General features: G+C 35.9%; 20 protein-coding genes and 1 pseudogene. 9 read left to right on the top strand and 12 right to left on the bottom strand.

The window, feature by feature from the left end:
• Positions 1–31 precede the first annotated feature (31 nt).
• Complete coding sequence (locus V5M36_RS05265) at positions 32–1,096, top strand: competence protein CoiA (RefSeq protein ID WP_262472584.1); 1,065 nt, start codon at positions 32–34, stop codon at positions 1,094–1,096.
• A 68-nt stretch (positions 1,097–1,164) separates the two neighbouring features.
• Here V5M36_RS05265 and V5M36_RS05260 read toward each other — a convergent pair whose 3' ends face one another.
• Positions 1,165–2,463 carry a protein rep gene (locus V5M36_RS05260; protein WP_262472582.1) on the bottom strand — a complete coding sequence of 433 codons (1,299 nt, stop codon included), beginning with the start codon at positions 2,461–2,463 and terminating at the stop codon, positions 1,165–1,167.
• A 319-nt stretch (positions 2,464–2,782) separates the two neighbouring features.
• Positions 2,783–3,700: a MobA/MobL family protein gene (locus tag V5M36_RS05255; RefSeq protein WP_338562768.1), complete on the bottom strand. Its 918-nt coding sequence runs from the start codon at positions 3,698–3,700 to the stop codon at positions 2,783–2,785.
• Between the two features lie 628 nt (positions 3,701–4,328).
• Between V5M36_RS05255 and V5M36_RS05250 the strand changes: the two genes are divergently transcribed.
• From V5M36_RS05250 to V5M36_RS05230, 5 genes are all read left to right on the top strand, one after another.
• A complete protein-coding gene (locus V5M36_RS05250) occupies positions 4,329–5,072 on the top strand; it encodes a hypothetical protein (RefSeq protein ID WP_338562765.1) in 744 nt (247 codons plus the stop codon).
• Between the two features lie 660 nt (positions 5,073–5,732).
• Entirely contained in the window at positions 5,733–6,080 is a 348-nt protein-coding gene (locus V5M36_RS05245) for a hypothetical protein (protein ID WP_338562762.1), read from the top strand.
• Between the two features lie 18 nt (positions 6,081–6,098).
• Positions 6,099–6,848, top strand: coding sequence for a hypothetical protein (locus tag V5M36_RS05240; protein ID WP_338562759.1), 750 nt, complete (start codon positions 6,099–6,101; stop codon positions 6,846–6,848).
• A gap of 125 nt (positions 6,849–6,973) precedes the next feature.
• Positions 6,974–7,582, top strand: coding sequence for an HAD family hydrolase (locus V5M36_RS05235; RefSeq protein WP_338562756.1), 609 nt, complete (start codon positions 6,974–6,976; stop codon positions 7,580–7,582).
• Between the two features lie 284 nt (positions 7,583–7,866).
• Positions 7,867–8,142, top strand: a complete 276-nt coding sequence (locus V5M36_RS05230) for a DNA-binding protein (protein ID WP_321121075.1) — start codon at positions 7,867–7,869, stop codon at positions 8,140–8,142.
• Between the two features lie 343 nt (positions 8,143–8,485).
• Here the strand turns inward: V5M36_RS05230 and V5M36_RS05225 are convergent.
• A pseudogene (locus tag V5M36_RS05225) lies at positions 8,486–8,875 on the bottom strand (IS1595 family transposase); the annotation flags it as partial.
• A 25-nt stretch (positions 8,876–8,900) separates the two neighbouring features.
• Positions 8,901–9,809: a myo-inosose-2 dehydratase gene (gene iolE, locus V5M36_RS05220; protein ID WP_338562750.1), complete on the bottom strand. Its 909-nt coding sequence runs from the start codon at positions 9,807–9,809 to the stop codon at positions 8,901–8,903.
• A 522-nt stretch (positions 9,810–10,331) separates the two neighbouring features.
• Here iolE and V5M36_RS05215 point away from each other — a divergent pair.
• Positions 10,332–11,180: a sugar phosphate isomerase/epimerase family protein gene (locus V5M36_RS05215; protein ID WP_338562748.1), complete on the top strand. Its 849-nt coding sequence runs from the start codon at positions 10,332–10,334 to the stop codon at positions 11,178–11,180.
• Positions 11,181–12,044: 864 nt separating this feature from the next.
• On the opposite strand, the gene V5M36_RS05210 is transcribed toward V5M36_RS05215, so the two are convergent.
• The 7 genes from V5M36_RS05210 to V5M36_RS05180 form a co-directional block, all read right to left on the bottom strand.
• Positions 12,045–13,226, bottom strand: a complete 1,182-nt coding sequence (locus V5M36_RS05210; RefSeq protein ID WP_338562744.1) for a maltoporin — start codon at positions 13,224–13,226, stop codon at positions 12,045–12,047.
• 93 nt (positions 13,227–13,319) lie between these two features.
• Positions 13,320–14,387 carry a maleylacetate reductase gene (locus V5M36_RS05205; protein ID WP_338562742.1) on the bottom strand — a complete coding sequence of 356 codons (1,068 nt, stop codon included), beginning with the start codon at positions 14,385–14,387 and terminating at the stop codon, positions 13,320–13,322.
• Positions 14,388–14,398: 11 nt separating this feature from the next.
• Positions 14,399–14,764 (bottom strand): nuclear transport factor 2 family protein, encoded by a 366-nt coding sequence (locus V5M36_RS05200; RefSeq protein ID WP_338562740.1) that lies wholly within the window; start codon positions 14,762–14,764, stop codon positions 14,399–14,401.
• Between the two features lie 730 nt (positions 14,765–15,494).
• On the bottom strand, positions 15,495–16,703 hold the full coding sequence (gene pcaF / locus V5M36_RS05195) for a 3-oxoadipyl-CoA thiolase (protein WP_338562736.1): 1,209 nt from the start codon (positions 16,701–16,703) through the stop codon (positions 15,495–15,497).
• A 107-nt stretch (positions 16,704–16,810) separates the two neighbouring features.
• Positions 16,811–17,461, bottom strand: coding sequence for a 3-oxoacid CoA-transferase subunit B (locus V5M36_RS05190; RefSeq protein ID WP_338562734.1), 651 nt, complete (start codon positions 17,459–17,461; stop codon positions 16,811–16,813).
• A gap of 10 nt (positions 17,462–17,471) precedes the next feature.
• Positions 17,472–18,158, bottom strand: coding sequence for a 3-oxoacid CoA-transferase subunit A (locus V5M36_RS05185; protein ID WP_338562732.1), 687 nt, complete (start codon positions 18,156–18,158; stop codon positions 17,472–17,474).
• Positions 18,159–19,040 carry an intradiol ring-cleavage dioxygenase gene (locus tag V5M36_RS05180; protein ID WP_338562728.1) on the bottom strand — a complete coding sequence of 294 codons (882 nt, stop codon included), beginning with the start codon at positions 19,038–19,040 and terminating at the stop codon, positions 18,159–18,161.
• A 128-nt stretch (positions 19,041–19,168) separates the two neighbouring features.
• On the opposite strand from V5M36_RS05180, the gene V5M36_RS05175 reads away from it, so the two are divergent.
• A complete protein-coding gene (locus V5M36_RS05175; RefSeq protein WP_338562726.1) occupies positions 19,169–20,092 on the top strand; it encodes a LysR family transcriptional regulator in 924 nt (307 codons plus the stop codon).
• A gap of 178 nt (positions 20,093–20,270) precedes the next feature.
• Positions 20,271–21,344 (top strand): Gfo/Idh/MocA family protein, encoded by a 1,074-nt coding sequence (locus V5M36_RS05170; RefSeq protein WP_338562723.1) that lies wholly within the window; start codon positions 20,271–20,273, stop codon positions 21,342–21,344.
• A 455-nt stretch (positions 21,345–21,799) separates the two neighbouring features.
• On the opposite strand, the gene iolG is transcribed toward V5M36_RS05170, so the two are convergent.
• Positions 21,800–22,813 carry an inositol 2-dehydrogenase gene (gene iolG, locus V5M36_RS05165; protein WP_338562721.1) on the bottom strand — a complete coding sequence of 338 codons (1,014 nt, stop codon included), beginning with the start codon at positions 22,811–22,813 and terminating at the stop codon, positions 21,800–21,802.
• Between the last annotated feature and the right edge of the window lie 317 nt (positions 22,814–23,130).

The raw sequence follows: 23,130 nt of genomic DNA, 5'->3' as shown, positions 1-23,130 counted from the left end.
AGATAGACTGTACAAAAGAATATTAATTAGTATGCCTATGGGTTTTTTAAGTATTATTGAAAATAAAGAAATTTTTAGCTTTATGCTCAACGATGAGCAGTGGGATAGACTCAAATATAAATATAAAAATCTAAGCATGCATATGCCTTGCTGTCAGACTCGTGCCATACCTAAAAAGAGTAAACTAGGTACACAATATTTTGCTCATCATCCTTCTAGTACTTGTAGCACCCCTACTGGTGAAAGCATTGAGCATCAGTTCTGTAAATATCTCATCTTAAAATACTTATATGAGAATGGATGGACTGTCACACCTGAGTTTCGTGGTCAAACGCCATCAGGTGAAATTTGGATTGCAGACATTTACGCTGAAAAAAACAAAGCAAAAATCGCCATTGAGATTCAGTGGTCACCGCAAAATATTGAAGAAACCAAGCGCCGTCAGGAGAAATACAAACAATCAGGGATTCGAGCCGTCTGGTTTATGCGAACCACTCAAAAAAATAAATGGGATGTCTTAGATTATCAAAGTTATGACTTGCCTGTTTTTTCAATTTGGCTCAATAAAGAAAATTACCAATTGACAGCAAGTGGGGCATTTCACAATTACGATAATGCCGATTTAGTGGAAATTGAATTTATAGATTTTTTTAAAGCCTTAATGTCTGGCGACATCCAATATTCATTAAAACCCAATGCGGCCCGCTCACTGCAATTTGCAATGAATACCATCCAATGTTGGAAATGTAAAAAGCCAACCAATACCATCATGGAAATTAATTACTTTATTCCTCATGCTAAGGGATTTACTAAAATATACCGCTTAGATGTAGAAGACCTCTCACATACACATAACGAAATTTTAAATCATCCAAGCCTTATTCAGTCATACCAGTACGGGCTAATCAAAAAGCGTTTTAGTAAAACACGTGGTGAAGCCTATTTATCTAATGGCTGTTATCACTGTGATGCGCTACAGGGTGCATTTTTTTCACATCATGAGCGTGATACACACAATATGAAATACAGTCATTTTATCGATGTACACATTGACCATGACACTCAAATTGATGGGCTTTGGTTTTATTTGAAATAGCGATTCAACTGCCTAATTTAGCTATCAATATAAGTCCTTACATCTTACTTTTAAACCATCAATGCACATCAATCATAGAGTTTTGATTGCCGAATATATTTAAGCAATCGATCTGTTCTTGGGTATATACGACATTCAGCAATGCCATATTTGATGTCTAACTCTATACTCTGTAGAAGTTGATGCTGTAGCACATACGGCTTTCGACAAATTCTTAGCCATAAAGGGTGATCAATTTGGGCAACTAAATTCCTCTTTGCTAACCATACTTGTTTTTGTATTTGCTTTTTTACTTTCTGAACTGCCCTGTCTTTAAAATCATATCCTTTATTTTTGAGATAGTCGGTGAGTAATTCAGACCATCGTATAAAGTGTTTATTCACCATTGACCGAGTATATTCCCGCAGAATCAACCCATATTTCCTAGCAATATGTTGATCCACATGTTGAGATAAAAGTGCAATTTCCCAAATTGTTAGGCTTTCGCCGTGGGTCATCTTCTCCTCTATTCTCCTCTCATCAATTTCATTTATAAACCCGTGCTTAACCAAGTAATGAATCACTTTAGTGTCTAATCGCTCTACTTCCGATGCACAATTTTGTAATTTAACCCCAAATTTTTTATGCGGTTTTTGAACACCACTAATTTGGCATTTTGCAGACCAGGTTTCATATAACTCTTTTTCAATCGTTTTAATTTCTTTGTCTGTATAATATTGCTCAGAAATCACTAGAACATGCAAATGCGGATGCCACCCAAAACTCGCTGAATAGGTAATTTCAAGCACTGTGATATGACCATTTTTAGGAAATATGCGTTTCCATTTTTTCCCCCGAAGTGCATCTGTAAACTTACTTTGAACACGGCTGAGACGTTCTAGTAAATCACTTAAATTATCTTTCAATGAGTGTGGAATCGTTAATGTCATCAGATAAGCATGTAAGCCCTCATTACGCACCACTTTTTGAAGTTGTAATAATTCTGCTTTCTTTTGAGCAGCCAATCGACTTGCACAACGTGGACATGTCCAACCCTTACGACAGTCTAGTATATTGCTGAATATGACTTTCTTAGAATCTACATGATAAAAAACATCCACATTTGAATTAAGCCACTTTACTGCTTTACCACACTGCTGAATTTGATTTCCTTGCTTATTTTTAAGTGTTTTTTGAATGATTTCTTGGAGCTTAGCTTTAAATATGCGGTTAGAAGTACGCCAGTCTAATGATGTTTTTACTTCACGACTGTCGGGGAATATTCTTTTATTAATATCTAAAGAATAACGGCTTTCTTGTGCTGATAAAGATAAATTTTGCGATGAATATGTACGCTGTTGATCAAATGTCGGTGTATTTGAATCCATGTCTTTTCTGCTTACTTAAAAACCAGAAAACTACATGTTTTAAAATTTTAAAGATTAATTTCATGCAAAAAAATGAAAAAATGATTATGTATGACTAAAAATTTTGGTGGCTATTAAAGTTTTGACTAGAGTATGTTGACATTTTCTGTTGATAATTAAACCAGCATTATTGCATAAATATTTTTTAAAATATTGATTTTTCTAGTTTTTTATAAAATTTCAATAAAAAAGCTCTAGACTAGCAGAAAGATATATTAGTCTAGAGCTAAAATAAATATAATAAAATCATAGTGTTATTTTTTTTTGTGCAACAAAGTCTCTACATGCCATAATCCCAATCATTATCATTTGATTTAGCCTTTTTGATTTCTGATCTCATCTTATGAATGCTTTTGAGCTCCAATTCGTATTCATTTTTATAAAGCTCATATAAATTTTCTTCTCTGATTTTCTTCACTTTTTCGATTAATGGCTTTACATCCATTTGAATAATAGGATCAGCACTATAAAGTTTCCAACGTTCAATCTGAGGCACATCTTTGAGTTTTGTTCCGAACTTCTGATTGTAATTAGCATTAGATAGGCATGAAACTCGATTAGGCACTTGAACTTCAATGTCGTATATACGAACTGTCTTTATCGGTGCATATATTTCTAATGATTCATTGATCAGTTTTTCAGTGAGCTGCCTCATGTGCCTGATCTGATGACGCCCTAAGCCTAAAACATCCGCAGTAATCTTTTGCGCTCCTCCACGTTCAGGATTTTTAGGTCTATATTGTCTAAAAAACAATTCTGGTGGTCGCTCAAAGTCATCAAGGGTTGTACGCTCAGAATATTGTAAATGCAAATGTGGTTGATCACTTTCACCATCTAAAATGCCTTTATGATTGTGAATGGCACAGCTATATGGAAATTTAAATTCATCACAAAAAGCATTTATTAAATTCTTTGATAATTCTATTCGTTGTTCTGAGTTTAATTTCTTAGGTAAAGCAATAGTAATATGACTGGATGTACGACTATTCTTTTTTTCATATTTATCAGCAGCAATCCAAAATTTATCCGGCTTATATTCTGCCCACCCAGGCATATTACCTGAGCAAACAAATTCAACTTCTTCATTTAAATCAATCTTGTTTAACTTAAAATGCTTAATTCGAGTAATATAACAATAGCCATTAAATGAACTTTTAGAACTCTGTTTACGATTATGTCTTAAATCAAAATAAAACATTTTCAATAACTCCCTGATAAAAGAGTTAATATATTTTTAAATAATTAAAATAAATCTATTTAAGAAGAAAAGTTCAGAAAAGTGGTTATATTTCTAAATAGGTTTTTCAAGATTTATACGGTAGCGACATGATCTTGAGCAGGACTTAAAGAACAAAAAGTGCCCCCAATAATCAGAAGTCAAACCTCTAGATGATTTTTATGGTGTAACGCCTATTTCTATCGTGTAACGCACATTTTTTATCGTGTAACGCACCATAAATTATAGTGTAACGATTTATCCTTAATAGTGTAACGCACATAAAAAAGACTCTGAATAAAATATTTTATATATATATCAATAACTTAAAAATTATATTAATTGGGCTTTTGGTCCCACAGGGCGAGTAGTAGTGTCTTTTTAGTACAACATTTGCAACGCAAATGATGGAATAAAAAGACACGGAGACGAGATAAGAATTTTTTGTGCGCAGCCCAAAAAATTCTTAAAAGCGCCAGCTTTATTAATCGGGTAACTAAGTGGAGAGCAGGATAGCTATTTTTTTGAGATTTTGCATGAAACTCATCATGCATTTTGGATTCCTGTTAAAGATAGAGCTTTCCTCTAACGTAACGCAAGGAGCCTTCAAATGACAGCCGGTAGACCCAAAAAAATTATCAAAAAAAGTGATTTATATAATTTTCTTTATACACAAAAAGAAGAATTATTTATCACGCCTAAATATCCATGTGAAATAAATTTAATTAATATTCTCGAGAATACAGATTTAACAAAAATAGATTTTAAAAAATTTACAGAAACCCATAAAAATCTAATCAATGCATGCCAATATAAGGAAAATCAAAGAATCAAAAACCATCAAACATTAAAATATATAAAAACCATCCCATCTAAAAATTTAACAGATATTGAAAAAATTATTCTACAAAAAGAAAAAGAGTATTTAGATTTTAATCATCATGAATACTTTAATCTGCAAGAATTACTGAATAGTTATCGCATTAATAATAATGAAAAAATAAAACAATGTATTTCTAAAAATACTCTTTCTGAATATGAAAAACAGCTTCTAGCTGAAAAATTAAAACAAAGGAAAAAGAGAAATAATGTAATATTTTTTTTAGGTGCATCTTTCAATAAGATATATGAAGAATTTTTTGTTGTATATGATCGTCCTGTAATAGATACCCTAATAGATATGATGTACGTTTATTTCATATATAAATCTAAGATTGAGCACCATCCAACTCTACGTGACATCTTTGATTTTGAAAAAAACAAGCATCTTCCTAACTTTTCAAAACTTGATGAAACACTGAAAGCGATTTCATCAGATCCTAGAAATCCATCACTTAAAAAAGATCTTGATTAGAGTTAAACCAATGAATAGCTCTCAACATTTTGGCATTACCTTCTGATAACACACTTCAATTCAATCTTATTCGGCTCACTCAATGAGCCGGATATCCTTTCTTTTCACTCACACTCAAATATTGAATTGTTCAAAAATCAAGAATAGGACTAAGTACATCTGCTTCTTATAAAAATATATCCATACCTGAATGGCTCATAAAGTGCCTGATTTTCAGTTAAGACCATACTGATACTTACGATCATCTCAAACAGGTCTGATCCATTGGGTCAAAGTGGTCTGTTCTTCTTTATAAATAAAATAAACAATAAAAATAATTGAATATATTTAGCACATGTTAGCTATCACTCTATTTTCCATCTTTTTTAAAAAATTTTATTTCAAGGCCTTGACCAACTTGGGATTGCGGGATAATCTTATTTCAACACGGCAAAATCTGTGTCAGGAGTGGAAAACCTGTTGTTACTATCTAGGGGCAATAAATTGTCGCGCCTGCGGCTATTTTTTTGTCTACTGTTAAGCAGTCGTTATGGCGGTTTGACAGGGCAGCTTCGGCTGGCTGATCCTAGATTCAGTATTTCCACCCCTGTTATACCGCCACCATCTCAAGTGGAAAGTGAGAAGGTGGTAGGTCATCAAAACCTATCTAGGATTACTGCTATGAATCACAAATTCAATGGTGCAACCCCTTGCACGCCAAAAAAACTTGCTAAGCAACTTCTTATTGAAAGCGCAAAACTTCTATCTCACAAACAGCGTCAAGCTTTGTTGGATATTGTCCAGACTTTAGACCAATTAGAAATAAACACTTCTAAAGACATTTCACTCCATGTTGAAACTGAGCAACCGTTTCAAACTGCTACTCCCAGCTATGAATTCCAAGATGAATACAACCAGGAGTATTGGTCTGGTCAGCATTGCGATGCTTATACTCAGGAGTATCCTGAAGATTGGCTACGCCGAACTCAGCAACGTCCACGCCCAAAATCCCCTAATACCACTTACTAGCATTAAGTGAGTATTCTCATGACTAAAAAAACAAAGCTGTTAGTCCAAGGCGACTACCCTCTTATTGCATCTCCTACGCTTGCCCAAATGTATGGAATAGCATCCGCAATCTTCTTACAAAAGCTGCATTACTGTTTGCAAAGTAATGAATCTCAAGTAATAGAACAACATAAATACTTTTATCACAGCTATGAGCAATGGGCTGTAACCTTAGGTACATACAGTCCATCTACCATCAAACGCATAGTCTCCAAGCTAAAAAAAGTAGGCATTTTGGTAGTGAAAAAGCTATCTCAAAATAAATGGATTCAAACCAACTTTTATAGCATCAATTATCGAAAACTCAGCAAGCTACTTAAAAGCTCAACCGTATCTGAAAATGTTGAACCTGAAGCTGAAGATCAAAATCAGGGTGAATCAACAGCTTCAACATTATCTAAGATAATGAAAAAAGGGCTAGCTGTTAGTGGATTGTCTGCTTCTTCTCAACAAGCAAAAACCAAGCCTTCTCAGGTTGAAGGCTTACCACATCCATTAGAACCCATGGCTTCAACATCAGTTCTAGAAGCCATGTCACCTGAAAAGCGAGGCTTATATAACCAGCTTTTACAACTGAAGATAGACATCCACTATGATGATGCTCGCCTGGATGAATGGCTGAAACAAAAAAAATATATCATCCGTAAAGCCGCTCATCTCAGAGACCAACTAGGACACTTAAAAATGCTTTGGCATTCACCTGAACAGATAGGTTTGAATTTAAGTTAATCAAATAAAGCAGGAAAGTTCAGTTCGCCCTCCTCTTTAAATGATTCTGACTTAAATTTTGATGAATAAAAGAGTTGATATAAAACGCTAGACCATATGCTTAAACTTTTAATGAGATAAGAATAGTGAGTAAACGACCTTATAAAGCAGTAGCCTTTGATGTTTTTGGAACGCTAATTGAAATTAAAAATAGTCAATCACCTTATAAAAAAATGATGAAATGGCTTAAACAACAAGGGCGAAAACCACAACCAAATGATGCTGCGATGATCATGTCGCTAGATGGCAATTTTGAGACAATCGCTTCTTATTTCGGTTATCAACTACCCGCTCCCTTGTTAGCTGAAATGAACAACGATCTTCAACATGATTTAAAGTATATGCGTGCTTTTGATGATTCTATACCAATGCTGCTTGAGCTTAAAAAGCTAGGCTACAAATTGGCAGTCTGCTCCAATGCAGCAACGCCTTATGGTGAACGAGCACAGCACCTACTTCCACCTTTAGATACTTATGCATGGAGCTTTCAGGTCGGTGCAAATAAACCTGATCCAACGATATATCGATATTTTTTAAATCAATTAAAGTGCCAACCCAATGAAGTATTGTTCATTGGCGATACCCAACTAGCTGATGTGGATGGACCAAAAAAATTGGGGATGTCTGCACAAATAATCCATCGTAAAAATGGTGAGAGTCTTTTAGATGTGCTCCAACCCTTTTTGAAAAAATAAAAATCATTTTTAAGTTGATGCTTAAGATACCAAATTTGGTACTTAACTCATGACATTTGGGGTTTAAGTACCAAATCTTGTACATAACAAGCAGGCTTAAATGATTAATTCAGCAAGCATAGATGTGATTTTTTTTATTTCATAAATTTTATTAATAACCATTTTTTTGAATTTTTAAACGAAACGAGTTTTTAAAAAAAATCATGTGTTACGTTTTAGCCATCACAAGATATTTCTCCAGATATATCTAAATAGCAAAACTGTTATAGGAAATAAAAAATTTAATGAAACAAAGATTAGATCGTATTGCTCGTATGTCAGAAGAGCAACGTTTGAGCTCAATTCATCAATTTTGGAATCTTCCCGAGGATGCAGTGTTCTCACCCGAAGTAGTCGCATTAGTATGCGATATGTCACTCTCATGGCTTCAGGCTAAACGATGCCAAGGTAATGGAATTCCTTTTGTTAAAGTAGGGCCTAGAAAAGTTGGTTACACAAAAAGAGATGTAATAGAGTTTTTAGTTAAAAATAGGTATATGAATACCTCCCAATCCAATTAATACTCAATTTTATCAAAGGCCATATAGGCCTTTTTTTATTCTATAAAATGTATACCCAGTGTATACCTCAATGCAAAAAATACAGCTTAAATTCCATGTATACCCAGTGTATACTGTAAAAATATTGCTTAAAATCGTTTTCTATATTTAGATAGCGTATTAGCAAAAATATTTATGAAAATTAATTTGTTATGGATTTATTTTTATTGTTCAATACATTCTAATATTGCTTAATTCATGCAACCAGCTTTGAACTCATCGGGTTCAGGGTAACGACACATGCAGCGGCATCTTCGGAGTGTTTATTTTTATATTAAAAAAAATTAATTTATAACTTCTTTATTTCTTTTAAGTACAAATAGAACGATGTTTTGCTAAGCCATTGAATTTTGCCAAAGGTAATTTGGCTTAACTCCAGAACGACTTAATGCCATTGATATAATGATCAACATTGGCAAATTCGTTAGAACTATGACTCACTCTAAAATGCTTATCATAACCAATATCAACCAGACCTTCGTAACCACGCCAACCATCGGAATGAATCACAGCACCTAGGTCAACATGCCCACGAATATACCTTGTATTTTTGCTTTGGAGTAATCTGGAACGATTTCAGTACAAACTTTAGCCTGTCGTTTTAATAAACCAAAGACGGTGGTTTTATCATAGGCACCGCGACCACGTTTTCCATGTATTCGATGAGAACCAAAGTAGACTCATCGACTTCAACAGCTCTATCTTAAGCATGACTGAAATCATGTAATACCTTGTTTATTTTGTAATTTTTCAATAAATTCTTTACCCATTAATGCATATACTAAGGGATTCGCTATTTTTGGATCTTGTTCAGCTTCAATGACAATCCAACCGTGATAGTTATGCTCGGTCAAATAATCATAAATTTCTTGATAATTAATAACACCATCACCTGGCACAGTAAAAATGCCATGTAAAAATGAGTCTAGGAATGATTTATTGCTTTCTTTACATTGTTCTAATTGCTCCAGACGCACATCTTTAAAATGCACATGCGCAATCCGATCAATATATTGGTGCAACATCGACAAAGCATCTCCATCAGATACATAAATATGCCCAGTGTCATACAGCAAAAATACTTTGGTTGGATCTGTCATGGCCATTAACCGATTAATCTCTTCTTTGGTTTGTACGCCTGTTCCCATGTGATGATGAAATACCAATTTCAAATTATATTTCAGCGCCAACTCACCAAAAACATTTAAACCATCAGCAAGTTGTTGCCATTCGTCATCGGAAAAGTATGGTTTTTCTGTATAAACACACTGTCCATTACCTTGAATACTATAGGTTTGTTCCGAATAAACTACGACATCAGCATGAACAGCATGTAGAAATTGACAATGTTTTTCAAAATCAACAAGTGCATTTTCTAAGCCATCACGAATGATATAACCGCTAAACCATTGCCCAATAATATTGGTTTTACGCAAACGTACTTCTTTATTTAATTCTTCAGAATCAGTCGGATAGCAACCGCCAATTTCTGTGCCTTCATAACCAGCAACAACCGCATCACTTAAAATTTGTTTATACGTATTTTCTTTACCAATTTCAGGAATATCATCATTACGCCAACCAATTGGTGCAATGCCTATGCGTATTTTATTTTGACCTACGTCCATGATATCTCCTCCATTAAATCTGTTTAGCCAAGTGGGGCTATATTCGGTTTAAAATATTGTTGTCTAATTTCTAGTTTTTTTCAGCGATAAAAATGAAAAACTTATTTTCAGCTTTTGCAGTTTATTTGGAAGCATGACTATTTAATGCATGTTGATCTACTTGTTAATGCATATTGATCTGCTTGAATTATTTTGAATATATCTTATTTCGATGAGATTGAAGAATTAAAACACCAGTACGATCATAACAATACGCTGACTTTCATAACCACCACGCCCCTATCTTTTCGACAACACCACTTTTCCTTTTTTCAATACCTAGAATAATGTATGGTGATTTCAAATTACTTTTTATTTTATAAATCGCGTGAGCGTACAAGATTATTTCAGATTTAAAATATGCTTTAGATTTTTGATTAGAGATTAACTCCAAAAACGAAATAGTGTTTTAACTTTTTAATGTTTTTCTGATGAAAATTAATTGCTAGTCTTTATAAAAAATATGTAAAGGAAGACATTTTCATGCAACAAAATTTAGAACTTATTGCTGCCTACTTCACTATTGGTGGGGATGTTTACCCAGGTGCTCCCTCTGAAGTCAGCCCATTTTCATTTGCACATCGTGTACAGGCTGCGGCTGAAGCTGGTTATAAAGGTGTAGGTTTAGTCCATAACGATTTGATGGCAGTTGCTGATAAACTTGGCTACAAACAAATGCGTCAAATCTTAAATGAATTTGGCATGAAATACTTTGAAATTGAAATTTTAGAACATTGGTATCGTAACGGTGAAATTCGTCGTCAATCCGATAAAATTCGTGCAGAGATGCTTGAAGTTGCCGCAGAGGTTGGTGTGAGCACCATCAAACTAGGTTCAGGCCCTGCGGATGATCCTCTAAACATTGAATTAATGACTGAAAACTTTGCAAAAATTGCTGATCAGGCAGCTGTATCTGATACCGCCATCATGATCGAATTTATGCCATTTTGTAATTTAAATACTTTAGCACCTGCCGTCGAAATTGCTAAAAATGCGAATTGCAAAAATGCAGGTATATTGTTAGATATTTGGCATATGGCACGCGCAAATGTTGATTTTAATGATATTCGCAGTATTCCTAAGCATTTGATTAAAGGTATCGAGTTAGATGATGCAGATCGTTATCCACTTGAGAACTTATTCTTAGATACGATTCATAAACGTCAATTGCCTGGTGATGGTGATTTAGATATTGCACTATTTATCGATACCGTTAAATCTACAGGATATGATGGTCCTTGGGGCGTTGAAGTCATTTCTGAGGTCTTACGTAAAAAACCATTACAACAGATGGCTCAAGAATCATTTGAAAAAACCATACGGTTTTTTTAATAAATTCCGCTAAAAATCAAACACCATCTTTAATAGATCTCTTTCATAAGTCGAAAAATGATCATTGAATGGCCATAAATTGATACTTCAAATCCCTTCTCCCTTTGGGAGAAGGTTAGGATGAGGGAATACTCATGATGAATCTGTTGTATGAATAATTTAAATGCTCTTAGGAGTATTTAAATTAAAAAATAATATCGAACGAACATCAAAAATTGAAATAATGAACGACTCAATCATCAAATAATTATAGACTTAATACTTTAACTCTACCGCAGAAAAACACGATTACGACTTTGTCTATTTACTATATTCAGCATTTAAACTATGCCCATTCCCCTGCAATCACCAACTTTAAAAAATCTTAGGCCAATAAACGCGTGTAAGGCTTTTATCATTATATTAAGTTTAATAAACATATGATGATTATGTTGTATTTTGCGTTTATAGGTTCGTCAATTGAGCATTTAAGCTATGTTTACTGTCTGCTGACTAAAATCTAGATAGAGTACGATAACGTTGAGAACTTTTTATATGCTAAAGCTTTTGACATTTATAGTTTTCCCATGCATTACCTAGATTATCTCTCGGTTAAATACAGCAAGATAAAGCGCCCATAGTGTGGTGTAATTTTTACTAAAATTAACAGCTTCTTTCTTCAGCTCTTTTAACCTTCAGCTCATTCATTCTTTAGCTCTAGCCAATCTGTTCAGGTAGCATCTAGGTTTGAAAAACGTTATTGTTTGGATTAGCGTGATATTCGATCTAATGACATTCGTTCAAGTATAAAAAGCCCAATCTATCTCAATTGGGCTATTTATCTAAATCATCATCATATTCAAGAAAATTATTCTTAGCGTATGATTACCACCAATGTTCGAGCTGTACTCCAAAATTGGATCCATGCGAAGCATTAAAGAAACCACTCTCTGGATTGACCGAATCTCTTAGCTTTTGCTCATTGTTATTCCAAAATGCATACGTATAAAAGAATCTTAACTCTGGTCGATCATAATAACCTGTGCCTTTTAAGGACCAAGTTGGCGCTATAGTCATTTTACTTAGGTTATGAGTCTTATTTTTATCACTGATTTGATCATACCCAACTTCCCCTGTAATTTTAAAGTGTTCTTTAACGACGTAAGATGTTCTAGAACCCACAGAAAGCCATTTGGTATCGTCAGTATTTACATTACGATTAATTTGATAAAGAATCTGTGCCTGCCCATTAAATAATTTGTTATCACTTTCCCAATCTAAAGCATCAAGTACTCGAAATGCTTTATTTTTTCGCGTTAAATTATCATCTCCTGTATAGCTTAACGCTGTTCCAGGGCCTTCACCATATTGCAAAGCAACTGTATTTTTACCATTCAGCACATTTGATGTAACAACTTGAAGCGTAACAGCAGCGCCTTTATTTTTTGCATCGATGTACGATACACCTGCATTTAATGTATTTTTATCATTCAGTTTAATATCGTGGATAGTTAAATCATGACGATTAATGTATTTTTCTTGAAATACATTATCTTTTCTGGAAAATACATAACTAAAGGCAAAATCATCAAACTTATAGCGATCTACACCAAACCCAGTAGCACTCTGATTCCAATAGAAAAAATCAGTCATATGAATATCATTACGATTGTAATATCTTCTACCCGTCCAAAAGTTCCCTCCATTTAAGAGGGGAAGATTCGCCCATTCTAAATACATTTCACTTAATCGTGTAAAACCATTCTCCCCACTAAAAGTGAGAGATTTATCGTATTGATTATATAATTGTAGCATTCCCTTGATGTTCACTTTTGAACCATCAGAGAGTTCTACTAAATTTTGAGAAGCAGTAAATTCACCATATTGCTCACATTCGTTGCCTAAACGGTATTTAGAGGATGCCCCAGTTAATTTAAAACACTCTTGTTCTCCTCCGTTAACGGTTGTTCCAATTCCAGTACGGAAATAGCCATGTATATCCAATGCTGTAGCCAATTGCGATGTTGCAAGCATTGTTATTCCTAATGTCCAGAAAATTATTTTCATTTTTTAAAAATTCCTTTTTTTTATAATTTATCTACTTGACTTATGTGTCATAAAACAGATAGATGAGATTGTAAACTTCATTTATATGCCTAATTAGGCAGGTTGATTACCTTCAAAAGCATTTTGAAGTAATGCTCGAATAGCATTTTTTTCAATCGGTTCAGGATTCCAATATGGGTTCGATAATGCAATTTCCGTTGCTGTATCTAAATCCGCTTCACTTAACCCTAATGATGCAAGAGTTGTTGGTCCATCGAGCTCTGAAATGAGCTGGAATAGTGCTTGAGCAGCAGTACCCTCCGATGCTCCCAATGCTCGTTTAATGCGCATCATGGCATCTGGTGCAGCTTTTTCGTTATACGCAATTGCATGAGGTAAAATGATCGTATGCGTTTCTGCATGGGGTAAATTAAAACTTCCACCTAATGTATGGCAAAGCTTATGGTGTATTGCCATACCGACATTGCCAAGGACATAACCACACAACCAAGCACCATATAAACATAGACTACGGGCTTCAATATCTTGATCATTTTTTCTTAATAGTCGGAGCCCATCTGCTAAAGATTTAATGCCTTCTTCCGCGAGTAAGGACATAATAGGATTACCATTTTGGGCATATAACCCCTCAGCAGCATGTGCGATTGCATTAATACCACTGGTGATCGACATTTGAAGCGGTAAGCTTAAAGTCAGTTCTGGATCATAGATCACTGTCTTTGGTAGAACGCGAGGATCTTTTCCCGTTTTCTTCATTCCATTCTCAGTAATACCGTACACAGGTGTCATCTCAGAACCTGCATATGTCGTTGGAATTGCAAGAATAGGCAAGTCATATTCAAGTGCAATCGCTTTTCCAAGCCCAGTGGTTGATCCACCACCCACTGCTATTGCACAGTCCGCTCCCAATTTTTTTGCAACAGCAACTGCTTCTTGTGCCGTTTCAACAGGAACATGCATCACCGCTTTAGGGAAAATACCCACTGAATCATGACCAAGAATGTCAGATATTTTTTGTGCGAGTTCAACTTGTTCAGGGGTTGATAAAATTAAAGCCTTTTTAGCACCTAGGCGTTTAATTTCAGTTTTTAAATGTTTTAGAGAGCCAGCACCAAAAATCACATGGCTTTGCGGAACATTATATTCAAACTCATTTTTCATCATAATAATCCTTATGGTATTGGCGTTGGCTGATAGGCATAAAAAAGCCAAATGCTATTTTCTTTTTTCCAAATAGCCAATGACTTGTTCTTTAAGCTTTTTGAGACATTGCCAGCAACTAGATCAGAATGCATTTCACCAAATACGAGTGCTACATCACCAATAATATGTATTTTATGAATCGGGTGTTCGATCCATTTATAATCGTAAAAACCACCAAATAATTTACTTAAATAAGATTCTTTTGAATCTGTAATACCACTCGTATGGGTATAAGTCATATCTGGGTGTGCAAGTTTTGCAAAATCTTCATAGCGCTTTTCAACGATTGCTTTGAAGCGCTCTTCTTCAAGACTTTTAATTAAAATATCTTCCATTAATTTAATAATGTTCCATTTAACTCAAGATTTAATTCATCCTATCTTTTATAAAAGCAGTAAAAAACAACGATTAAGGAAATTATTATTTTCATAAATGAAAAGAATCATTTTATTTATATTTTAATTATAAAAATCAATAAATTAATTAGGCTTTATATATACTGTAAAAATAATTTTGAATGAATTTAATCTGAATCTTACTTAAGCCAACGCTTCATTCACTTGAATCTTAGGCATATTCTCATGCCAAAGTTGCTTTACACTTCATGCTGCATAAATCTATGCATAATAACTTGCGATATTTCAGGCTTTGGTGATCACTAAATTGTATGTTTCGTTCAGTAAGCTGAATAAAATTTCAATGTGATTACGCTGTCTTCGTTGCTATCCACCTACTTTTAATCATTAAAAATACAATTTCAAAAAAAACAATTTCAAAAAGACGAAACTTAAGAATTTTAAGTTTTGCTTTAAGCATTTCCAATACATGGATTCAATTTTTTGAGAGATAGCATTCATTAGACAAAATCATTGATTAAGACCAAACATAAAGGCTTGAGTTAAGAGCTTAGTGTGATAACTCAACTCATGGCTCTGCCATTGTCTTTTTTTTAATCTATGGCTGATCCATGATTCACACTTAAAATAGAGCATCAAACATATTAAAAAAGGATCCCAAATATGGATCCTTTTTTAATAACAAGATTTTAGAAAAAATTTGAGAAAACTAACTCTCAACACGTTCAATAATTAAAGCAATTCCCTGACCCACACCGATACACATCGCACATAACGCATACTTACCACCTGTCTGTTCAAGTTGGTTCAGGGCTGTAGTGACTAGACGTGCACCGGATGCGCCAAGTGGATGACCCAATGCAATCGCTCCGCCATTTGGATTGACACGAGCATCGTCATCCGCCAAACCCAGTTCGCGGGTACATGCCAAAGCTTGAGCAGCAAAGGCTTCATTGAGTTCAATGACGTTGATTTGTGCCAAAGTCAGCTTGGCCTGTTCTAGTAGCTTCTTGATCGCAGGTACTGGAGCAAAGCCCATGATGCGAGGTTCTACACCCGCAGTCGTTGCTGCAATAATCTTAGCACGTGCTTTCAAGTTATATTTCGTGATTGCTTCATCTGAAGCAATCAACAGTGCCGCAGCTCCATCATTAATGCCTGAAGCATTGCCAGCAGTGACCGTTCCATTAGCTTTAACCACAGGTTTCAGTTTGATTAAATTTTCCAATGTGGTTGCACGTGGATGCTCATCGGTATCAATGATCAACGGATAACCTTTGCGCTGTTGAATCGTTACAGGCACAATTTCGTTGGCAAAGTAACCTTTGGCTTGTGCAGCAGCCGTACGTTGCTGGCTGGTTAAAGCGAATCTGTCCTGATCTTCACGGCTAATATGAAACTGTGATGCCACGTTTTCCGCAGTTTCTGGCATGGTATCCACACCATACAATTCTTTGAGTTTCGGATTGATAAAACGCCAACCCATGGTTGTATCTTCAATCTTCTGGGTACGACCATAAGCGGTATCAGCTTTGCCCATGACGAATGGAGCACGACTCATGCTTTCTACGCCACCTGCAATAATAAGATCTGCCTCACCTGCTTTAATGGTACGTGCCGCCATAGCAATCGCATCGAGTGATGAACCACATAAACGGTTAATAGTCGTCGCGGGTACTTGGTACGGTAGACCTGCAAGCAGTGATGACATGCGTCCGATATTACGGTTGTCTTCACCTGCCTGATTGGCACATCCATAGATTACGTCATCGACCTGCTGCCAATCTACGCTTGGATTACGTTGCATGAGGGCTTTAATGGGTAAAGCACCCAAATCATCAGCACGAACTGAGGCCAAGCTTCCAGCATAACGACCAAACGGAGTTCGGATGGCATCGACAATATAAGCATTTTTCATTAATTTATATCCCAAATCCTTAGAATCCTTAAACTGTAACCCCCTGAATTCCCCCTTTAAAAAGTGGGACTTTTTCCACGCTTTTTTAAAAGGAAGTTGGGAGGGATTTAAGCAGTCACATCAATCAGTGTTGCACCCGTCATCGCCTGTAGCTCGTCAAAGCTTAATCCTTCAACTTTTTCTAATACTTTCAAACCTTCAGGCGTGACATCAATGACACACAGGTCTGTATAAATACGGTCTACACATTTCAGACCTGTCGCAGGATAAGTCAGTTCCGCCACGATTTTTGGTTCACCCTGTTTGGTCACATGATCTGTCGTAATAAAGACTTTCTTGGCACCCACAGCGAGATCCATAGCGCCACCCACAGCAGGAACCGCATTCTGTGCGCCAGTATGCCAGTTAGCCAAATCACCATTGGCCGCAATTTGGAAGGCACCGAGGACTGCAATATCAAGGTGTCCACCACGCATCATCGCAAACGAATCTCCATGATGAAAAAAAGCACCGCCTTTCAACATTGTTACGAATTCTTTACCCGCATTGATCAGTTCAGGATCTTCCTCACCTGCTGACGGTGGTGGTCCAAATGCCAATAAGCCATTTTCTGAATGTAAGAAAACATCTTTATCCAAGGGCAGATAGCTTGCAATCTTGGTCGGTAAACCAATACCAAGATTGACATAAGCACCATCAGGAATGTCTTGAGCCACACGTTCAGCAATTTGATCACGGCTTAGTTTTTTATAACTCATGTCAGTCTCCTTATGCGGTTAGCAATGGTGTAGTGGATTCAACCTGAACCACATGCTGCACAAAGATACCTGGAGTAATGATATGTTCAGGATCTAACTCCCCCAGTTCAACCACTTCAGAAACTTGCGCAATGGTGACTTTCGCTGCCATCGCCATGATTGGACCAAAGTTGCGTGCTGATTTACGGTAAACCAGATTACCCCTGCGGTCGCCCTGCTGTGCCTTGATCAAAGCGAAATCAGCATGGATCGGGTACTCGAGCACATAATCTTTGCCATCGATATGACGGGTTTCTTTTCCTTCCGCCAACAATGTTCCATAACCCGTTGGGGTAAAAACTGCACCCAAGCCCATACCTGCAGCTTGAATACGACAAGCCAGATTACCTTGGGGGACCAGTTCCAGCTCGATTTTGCCTGCACGGTACAGTTCATCAAACACCCATGAGTCAGACTGACGTGGGAAAGAACAAATCACTTTTTTTACTGCACCTGCTTTAAGCAACTTGGCAAGACCATAATCGCCATTACCCGCATTATTGCTCACAATGGTCAGATTTTTGATACCCAAATCCAGTAAGCCATCAATGAGTTCGGCAGGCTGACCTGCAGTACCAAAGCCACCAATCATAATGGTAGAGCCGTTGGTGATTTGAGAAAGTACTTTTTCTAGAGATGTTGTACTTTTGCTGATCATTTAAGCAGCCTCAACCATAGCCTGTTTTTTATTTAAAATAAAATCAAACTCTAAGGTATAGAAAGGGTTATTGTGATATTCACCATTAGGTGCGACACCATGCTCATGCTTGACCCATTGGGCTATGAGAGAAGAGCGAACACCGAAAACAGCATCAGAATCCAAATAAGTGCCTTCAGCCTTAAATATATGCGTTACTAAGCGTTCATAACCAGAAGCACAAATCATAAAATGAAGATGTGCAGGTCTCCAAGGATGTCGATTTAATGCTTCGAGCATTTTACCCACAGGGCCATCATGAGGAATTGGATAGGCTTCAGGAACGATTGTTTGAAAATGATATTGGCCATTCTGGTCTGCATGAAAAATGGCTCGACTTTGGTATATGTCTAGATCTGGTTTTTGCACATCGTAAAAGCCTTCTTCATCTGCTTGCCAAACATCAATTACAGCATTTGGAATAATCTCACCATCAATACCTTTAATGACACCACTCACAAACCAAGGTGTTCCCTTCACACCTTTACTCATGTTATCGCCTAACTCTAAATGTGGGGCATCTTGTACATGAAATGGGCCAAATACTGTTGCTTCAGTACACCCCAAAGGTTTTTTATGATTTTGAGCAATCACTAAGGTTGATAAACCCAATGTATCAGATAAAAGAATGAATTCTTGACGTGTTGGACTGCAAATTTGCCCTACTTCAGTGAGAAATTTTATACCGATTTCCCATTCTTCTTCGGTTAATTGAACTTCTCTAGCAAATGAATGCAGATGTTGAACTAAAGACAGCATGACATCTTTTAATCGCTCATTGGAAGAAAGAGAGTTTCTTTCGATCACAGCTTGAGTGATTGTTCTTTCATCTAAATTTTTCATCATTTTTTCCCTAAACGAACATTACTCCCATTAATCTCATGCTAAGCTTGTAGTTATTGAAATAAAATGTTGGTTGAGAAAATCTTTATTTCAATATAGGAATAATAATAAAATAACAGGAAAAGAAGATGGACAGATTTATCAGTATGGAGCTCTTTGTTGCAGTTTCAGAGCTTGGTACATTAAACAAAGCAGCAGAAAAATTAGAAATATCAAATGCTGCAGCAACTAGACATATTGCTGCATTAGAAAATAGACTGAATGTAAAATTGATTGAGCGCAGTACTCGCCGCTTATCGTTAACAACAATTGGGCTTGAATATTATAAAAAATGTAAAGAGTTACTTTCTGAAATTAAGCAGGCTGAATCATCCATTAGTTCAGCCGCGGTTGAACCTGAAGGCACAGTCACGATTACTTCTTCAATTTCATTTGCAATTATGCACATTACACCTTTAATCCCTAAATTTAATAAAATTTATCCCAAAATAAAAATAAATTTAATCGGTGCAAATCGTTATCATGACATCATTGATAGCAATATTGATATTGCTATTCGAACACGTGAATTTGAACCTGACTCAAATTTAACCATTAGAAAATTAGCGACTACACATCGAGTTTTAGCAGCATCCTATGATTATATAAAAAGGAATGGAAAGCCTAAATACATTGAAGAACTCAAAGATCACGATATTTTGCTCTACAGCCATGCCAATAACCCTAGAGTGCTCAGCTTCAGCAAAGAAGGCGAAGTTCAAAGTTTCACACTTGATCCAGTGATGGAGACCAATGACGGTCAAATTGTTAGATCAGCGGCATTAAATGGTGCTGGGATTTTAATTCAGCCACTCTATATTATTTATCAAGATATTGTTGAAGGACGACTCATTCCAATCCTAACTGACTGGCAACTGCCTGAGTTAACGATCAACATTACTTTTCAAAGCAGGCAATTTATGCCCATAAAAAATAGGTTGTTTATCGATTTCTTAATTGAAGATTTCAAGAATAAAGAATACGAGCGCTACTGGAACTCTATTCGCAGTTAAGTTTTCCATTCTAGCAACTCATTCACTTATCACTGATTAAGATCATGCGATTCAATATGATCAGAAATGATTATTTCATAATTGAAATAATCATTTCCTTAAAAATTCTTTATAACCCGATTAGAAAAAGATAACTTGCATCTATTCAGGACTGGAAGATTTTTACAGGAGTTTTATTTTGGAAAAAAATAAATTAAAAGTTGCGTTATTAGGGATCACCCACCCGCATACTTCAGGGCGCGTAAAAGCATTACAACGACGCAACGATATTGAAATTTATGGTGCAGCAGATCATAGCGAACTTCTAAAACCTTTTTGTGAGGCTTTAAATCTTGTCGAACGAACCAAAGAAGATATTCTAAGCAATCCGGATATTGATATCATTCTCATCCACTCAAAAAGCTATGAAATGGCTGATCTCACTATTGCTGCGTTAGAAGCAGGCAAAGCTGTTTTAGTCGAAAAGCCAGCAGGTCGTGGCGTAGCAGATACTCAGCGTATTGTGGATGCTGTCAAAGAATATGATGGTTTCGTACAAGTCGGTTATTGCTGGCGTTTTGCCCCTTCAATTAACATCATGCATGATGTTATTCAGCAAGGTAAAATTGGCAAAGTTTTACAAATTCGAGCGCATGCAGGTTGCTCTCACAATGAAGCCGCAACAGCACATATGAGACAGCCTGGTGATTTAGGCGGTGCCTTCTTCGTGATTGGTTGTCATCTTTTTGACCGAGTACTCTATCATTTTGGTATGCCAAAATCTGTTAATGCTCGTATCACCAAATTTAAAGACTATAAAGGTGAAGAGTCTCGTGAAGATGCTGCAGGTGCAATTCTGAACTATGACGATAAAATTGTTGTTGTAGATTTCATGGCTTGGGATGTACTTCCATGGACTGAAAGCTGGGATATTACTGCTTATGGTACGGAAGGTATTATGTCTTCACGCTCACTTCCTTCTTCTTATAAACTTTATCAAACGGGTAAGGTAGAAGGCACAATTGAAGGCTGGACAGAGTGGAATGAAACGAGCTTTCCTGAAATCTGGGCGACCAAGAAAACTGAATATTCTCCAGATATTGCAGAGATTGGCAACCCAGTCTATTTTGACCGTGAATTAAATGCCTTTCTAGATTCTTATACCAATGGAAAACCATCACAGGTCTCAGAGACGCAAGCACACAATATTTCTGTGCTTCTTGCAGCTTTATTTGACTCTGCTGGAAAGGATGGAACTGAAGTTTTTTTATAAAAAATTGAACCATCAACCCAAAAAAATACAGCCTATGTAAGCTGCAATTTTTTATTGCAAGATTAAAATTATTAGTACCAGAACCATAAATATATCGGTCAAAAAAATTCTATATAATAAAGTTGAATGATGAGGCTTTCATAAGTATTGACTTTACAGAAGACGACCACTGAGTAAACTCTAAGTCGTTCACCAATAAAAAGCCTTTTTGTCATTTGATTTGTTATCTTAATCTAAATTTTTGCATTCTTGGCTGATGATCGTCTTTACTGAAAGATGACTCTGTTACTCACTCATTCAAAATTGAAAGCGAATGAAGTATGTTTAATGACATGATTCATAGATTCATAGAGAACTTATTTGCTATTTATATGGAAGAGTTCAATGAAGATAAGTTTAAGTCAAGTCACGGCTTAACCGTGACTCTGCACCTAAACTTTGCTTTAAACTGAAAATTATTTTGAAGGACCTTCAGGATTGACCATAATGACTTTATTGCTTTCCACTGATTCCATTGCACATACAGCCAAATAGAGGGCTTGTAATCCATCAAATAGATTGGTTGGAAATGCTTGTTTTTCAACAAGACAAGATACAAATACATCAAACTCTTTACGATAAGACCCAATATAGCGTTCTAAGAAGAAGTTCAACAACGGTTGTTGTGAGCTCGTCACATCACGATTATATGTTTTAAGGGTAGATGGGCGGTGGTTTTGAGTTTTCAACATGCCTTGAGAGCCCAAAACTTCGATACGTTGATCATAACCATAAACTGCTTCACGACAGTTATTAATGATACATTGCTTACCTGATTTTGTTTTCAAAGTAATACTGCAGGTATCATAATCATTAATTGTCACTAATTTTTCATCAACCAATCGACTTGCTGTCGCAAAAATTTCAACAGGTTCTTCACCCAGTATATGACGTGCAGCATCAAAATCATGAATGGTCATGTCTTTAAAAATTCCACCCGAGGATTTCATATATTCCACTGCTGGCATACCTGGGTCACGGCTGGTAATGATGACCTGACGAATTTCACCAATTTCATTGTTCAAAATCGCATTTTTAATGGCCATTGTATCTTCGTCAAAACGTCGATTAAATGCTAACATGACTTGACCATGAAGACTTTGAATTTTTTGAACAGCTGCAATTGAACGTGCGAAATCCAAATCAATAGGTTTTTCACACAATACTGGCTTAATGCACTTGACCGCATGTAACATTAAATCGATGTGTAGATCAGTTGCAGTTGCAATCACAACAGCATCAATATCATCACGATTAATTGCTTCGTAATAGTCATAACCAGCTTCACAATTTAATTCTTTCGCTAATTTATCTGCACCCTCTTTCCAAGGATCAGCTATTAATTTAAGCTCACATTGTGTATTTAGAAATGCACTTTTAGCGTGAATCTGAGCGATGCGTCCCGCACCAAGAATTGCTACTTTTACCATCTAGTTACTTCCTTTTAATAATAACGATAACTTCAAAAATGACTTGTTCTTAATCATTCTTAGGTTATATAAGCCAATTTTTAAAGAAAATAGCGATTTCTAAAAACACTTTTTCACTTTTGAAATGAATGAATGTATCTTGGGTCTAATAATTTCTAAAAAACATGAAAAATGACTTCATTCTTTCTCAAAACGAAAAATACTTTTTCAATTTTCGACTTTTTTTCCATTTTTATTACTTTTATTCTCCAAATGAACAGATAACAATTTCAACCCGTGATCAATACTCGGGAAAAATGGACGAAAGCGACAGGAAC

Origin of the sequence: Acinetobacter sp. KS-LM10, assembly GCF_036896575.1 — a bacterium.
Classification (GTDB): Bacteria; Pseudomonadota; Gammaproteobacteria; order Pseudomonadales; family Moraxellaceae; genus Acinetobacter; species Acinetobacter avistercoris.
Note: the sequence above shows the minus strand (reverse complement) of the source record. Positions and strands in the feature narration are given on the sequence as shown.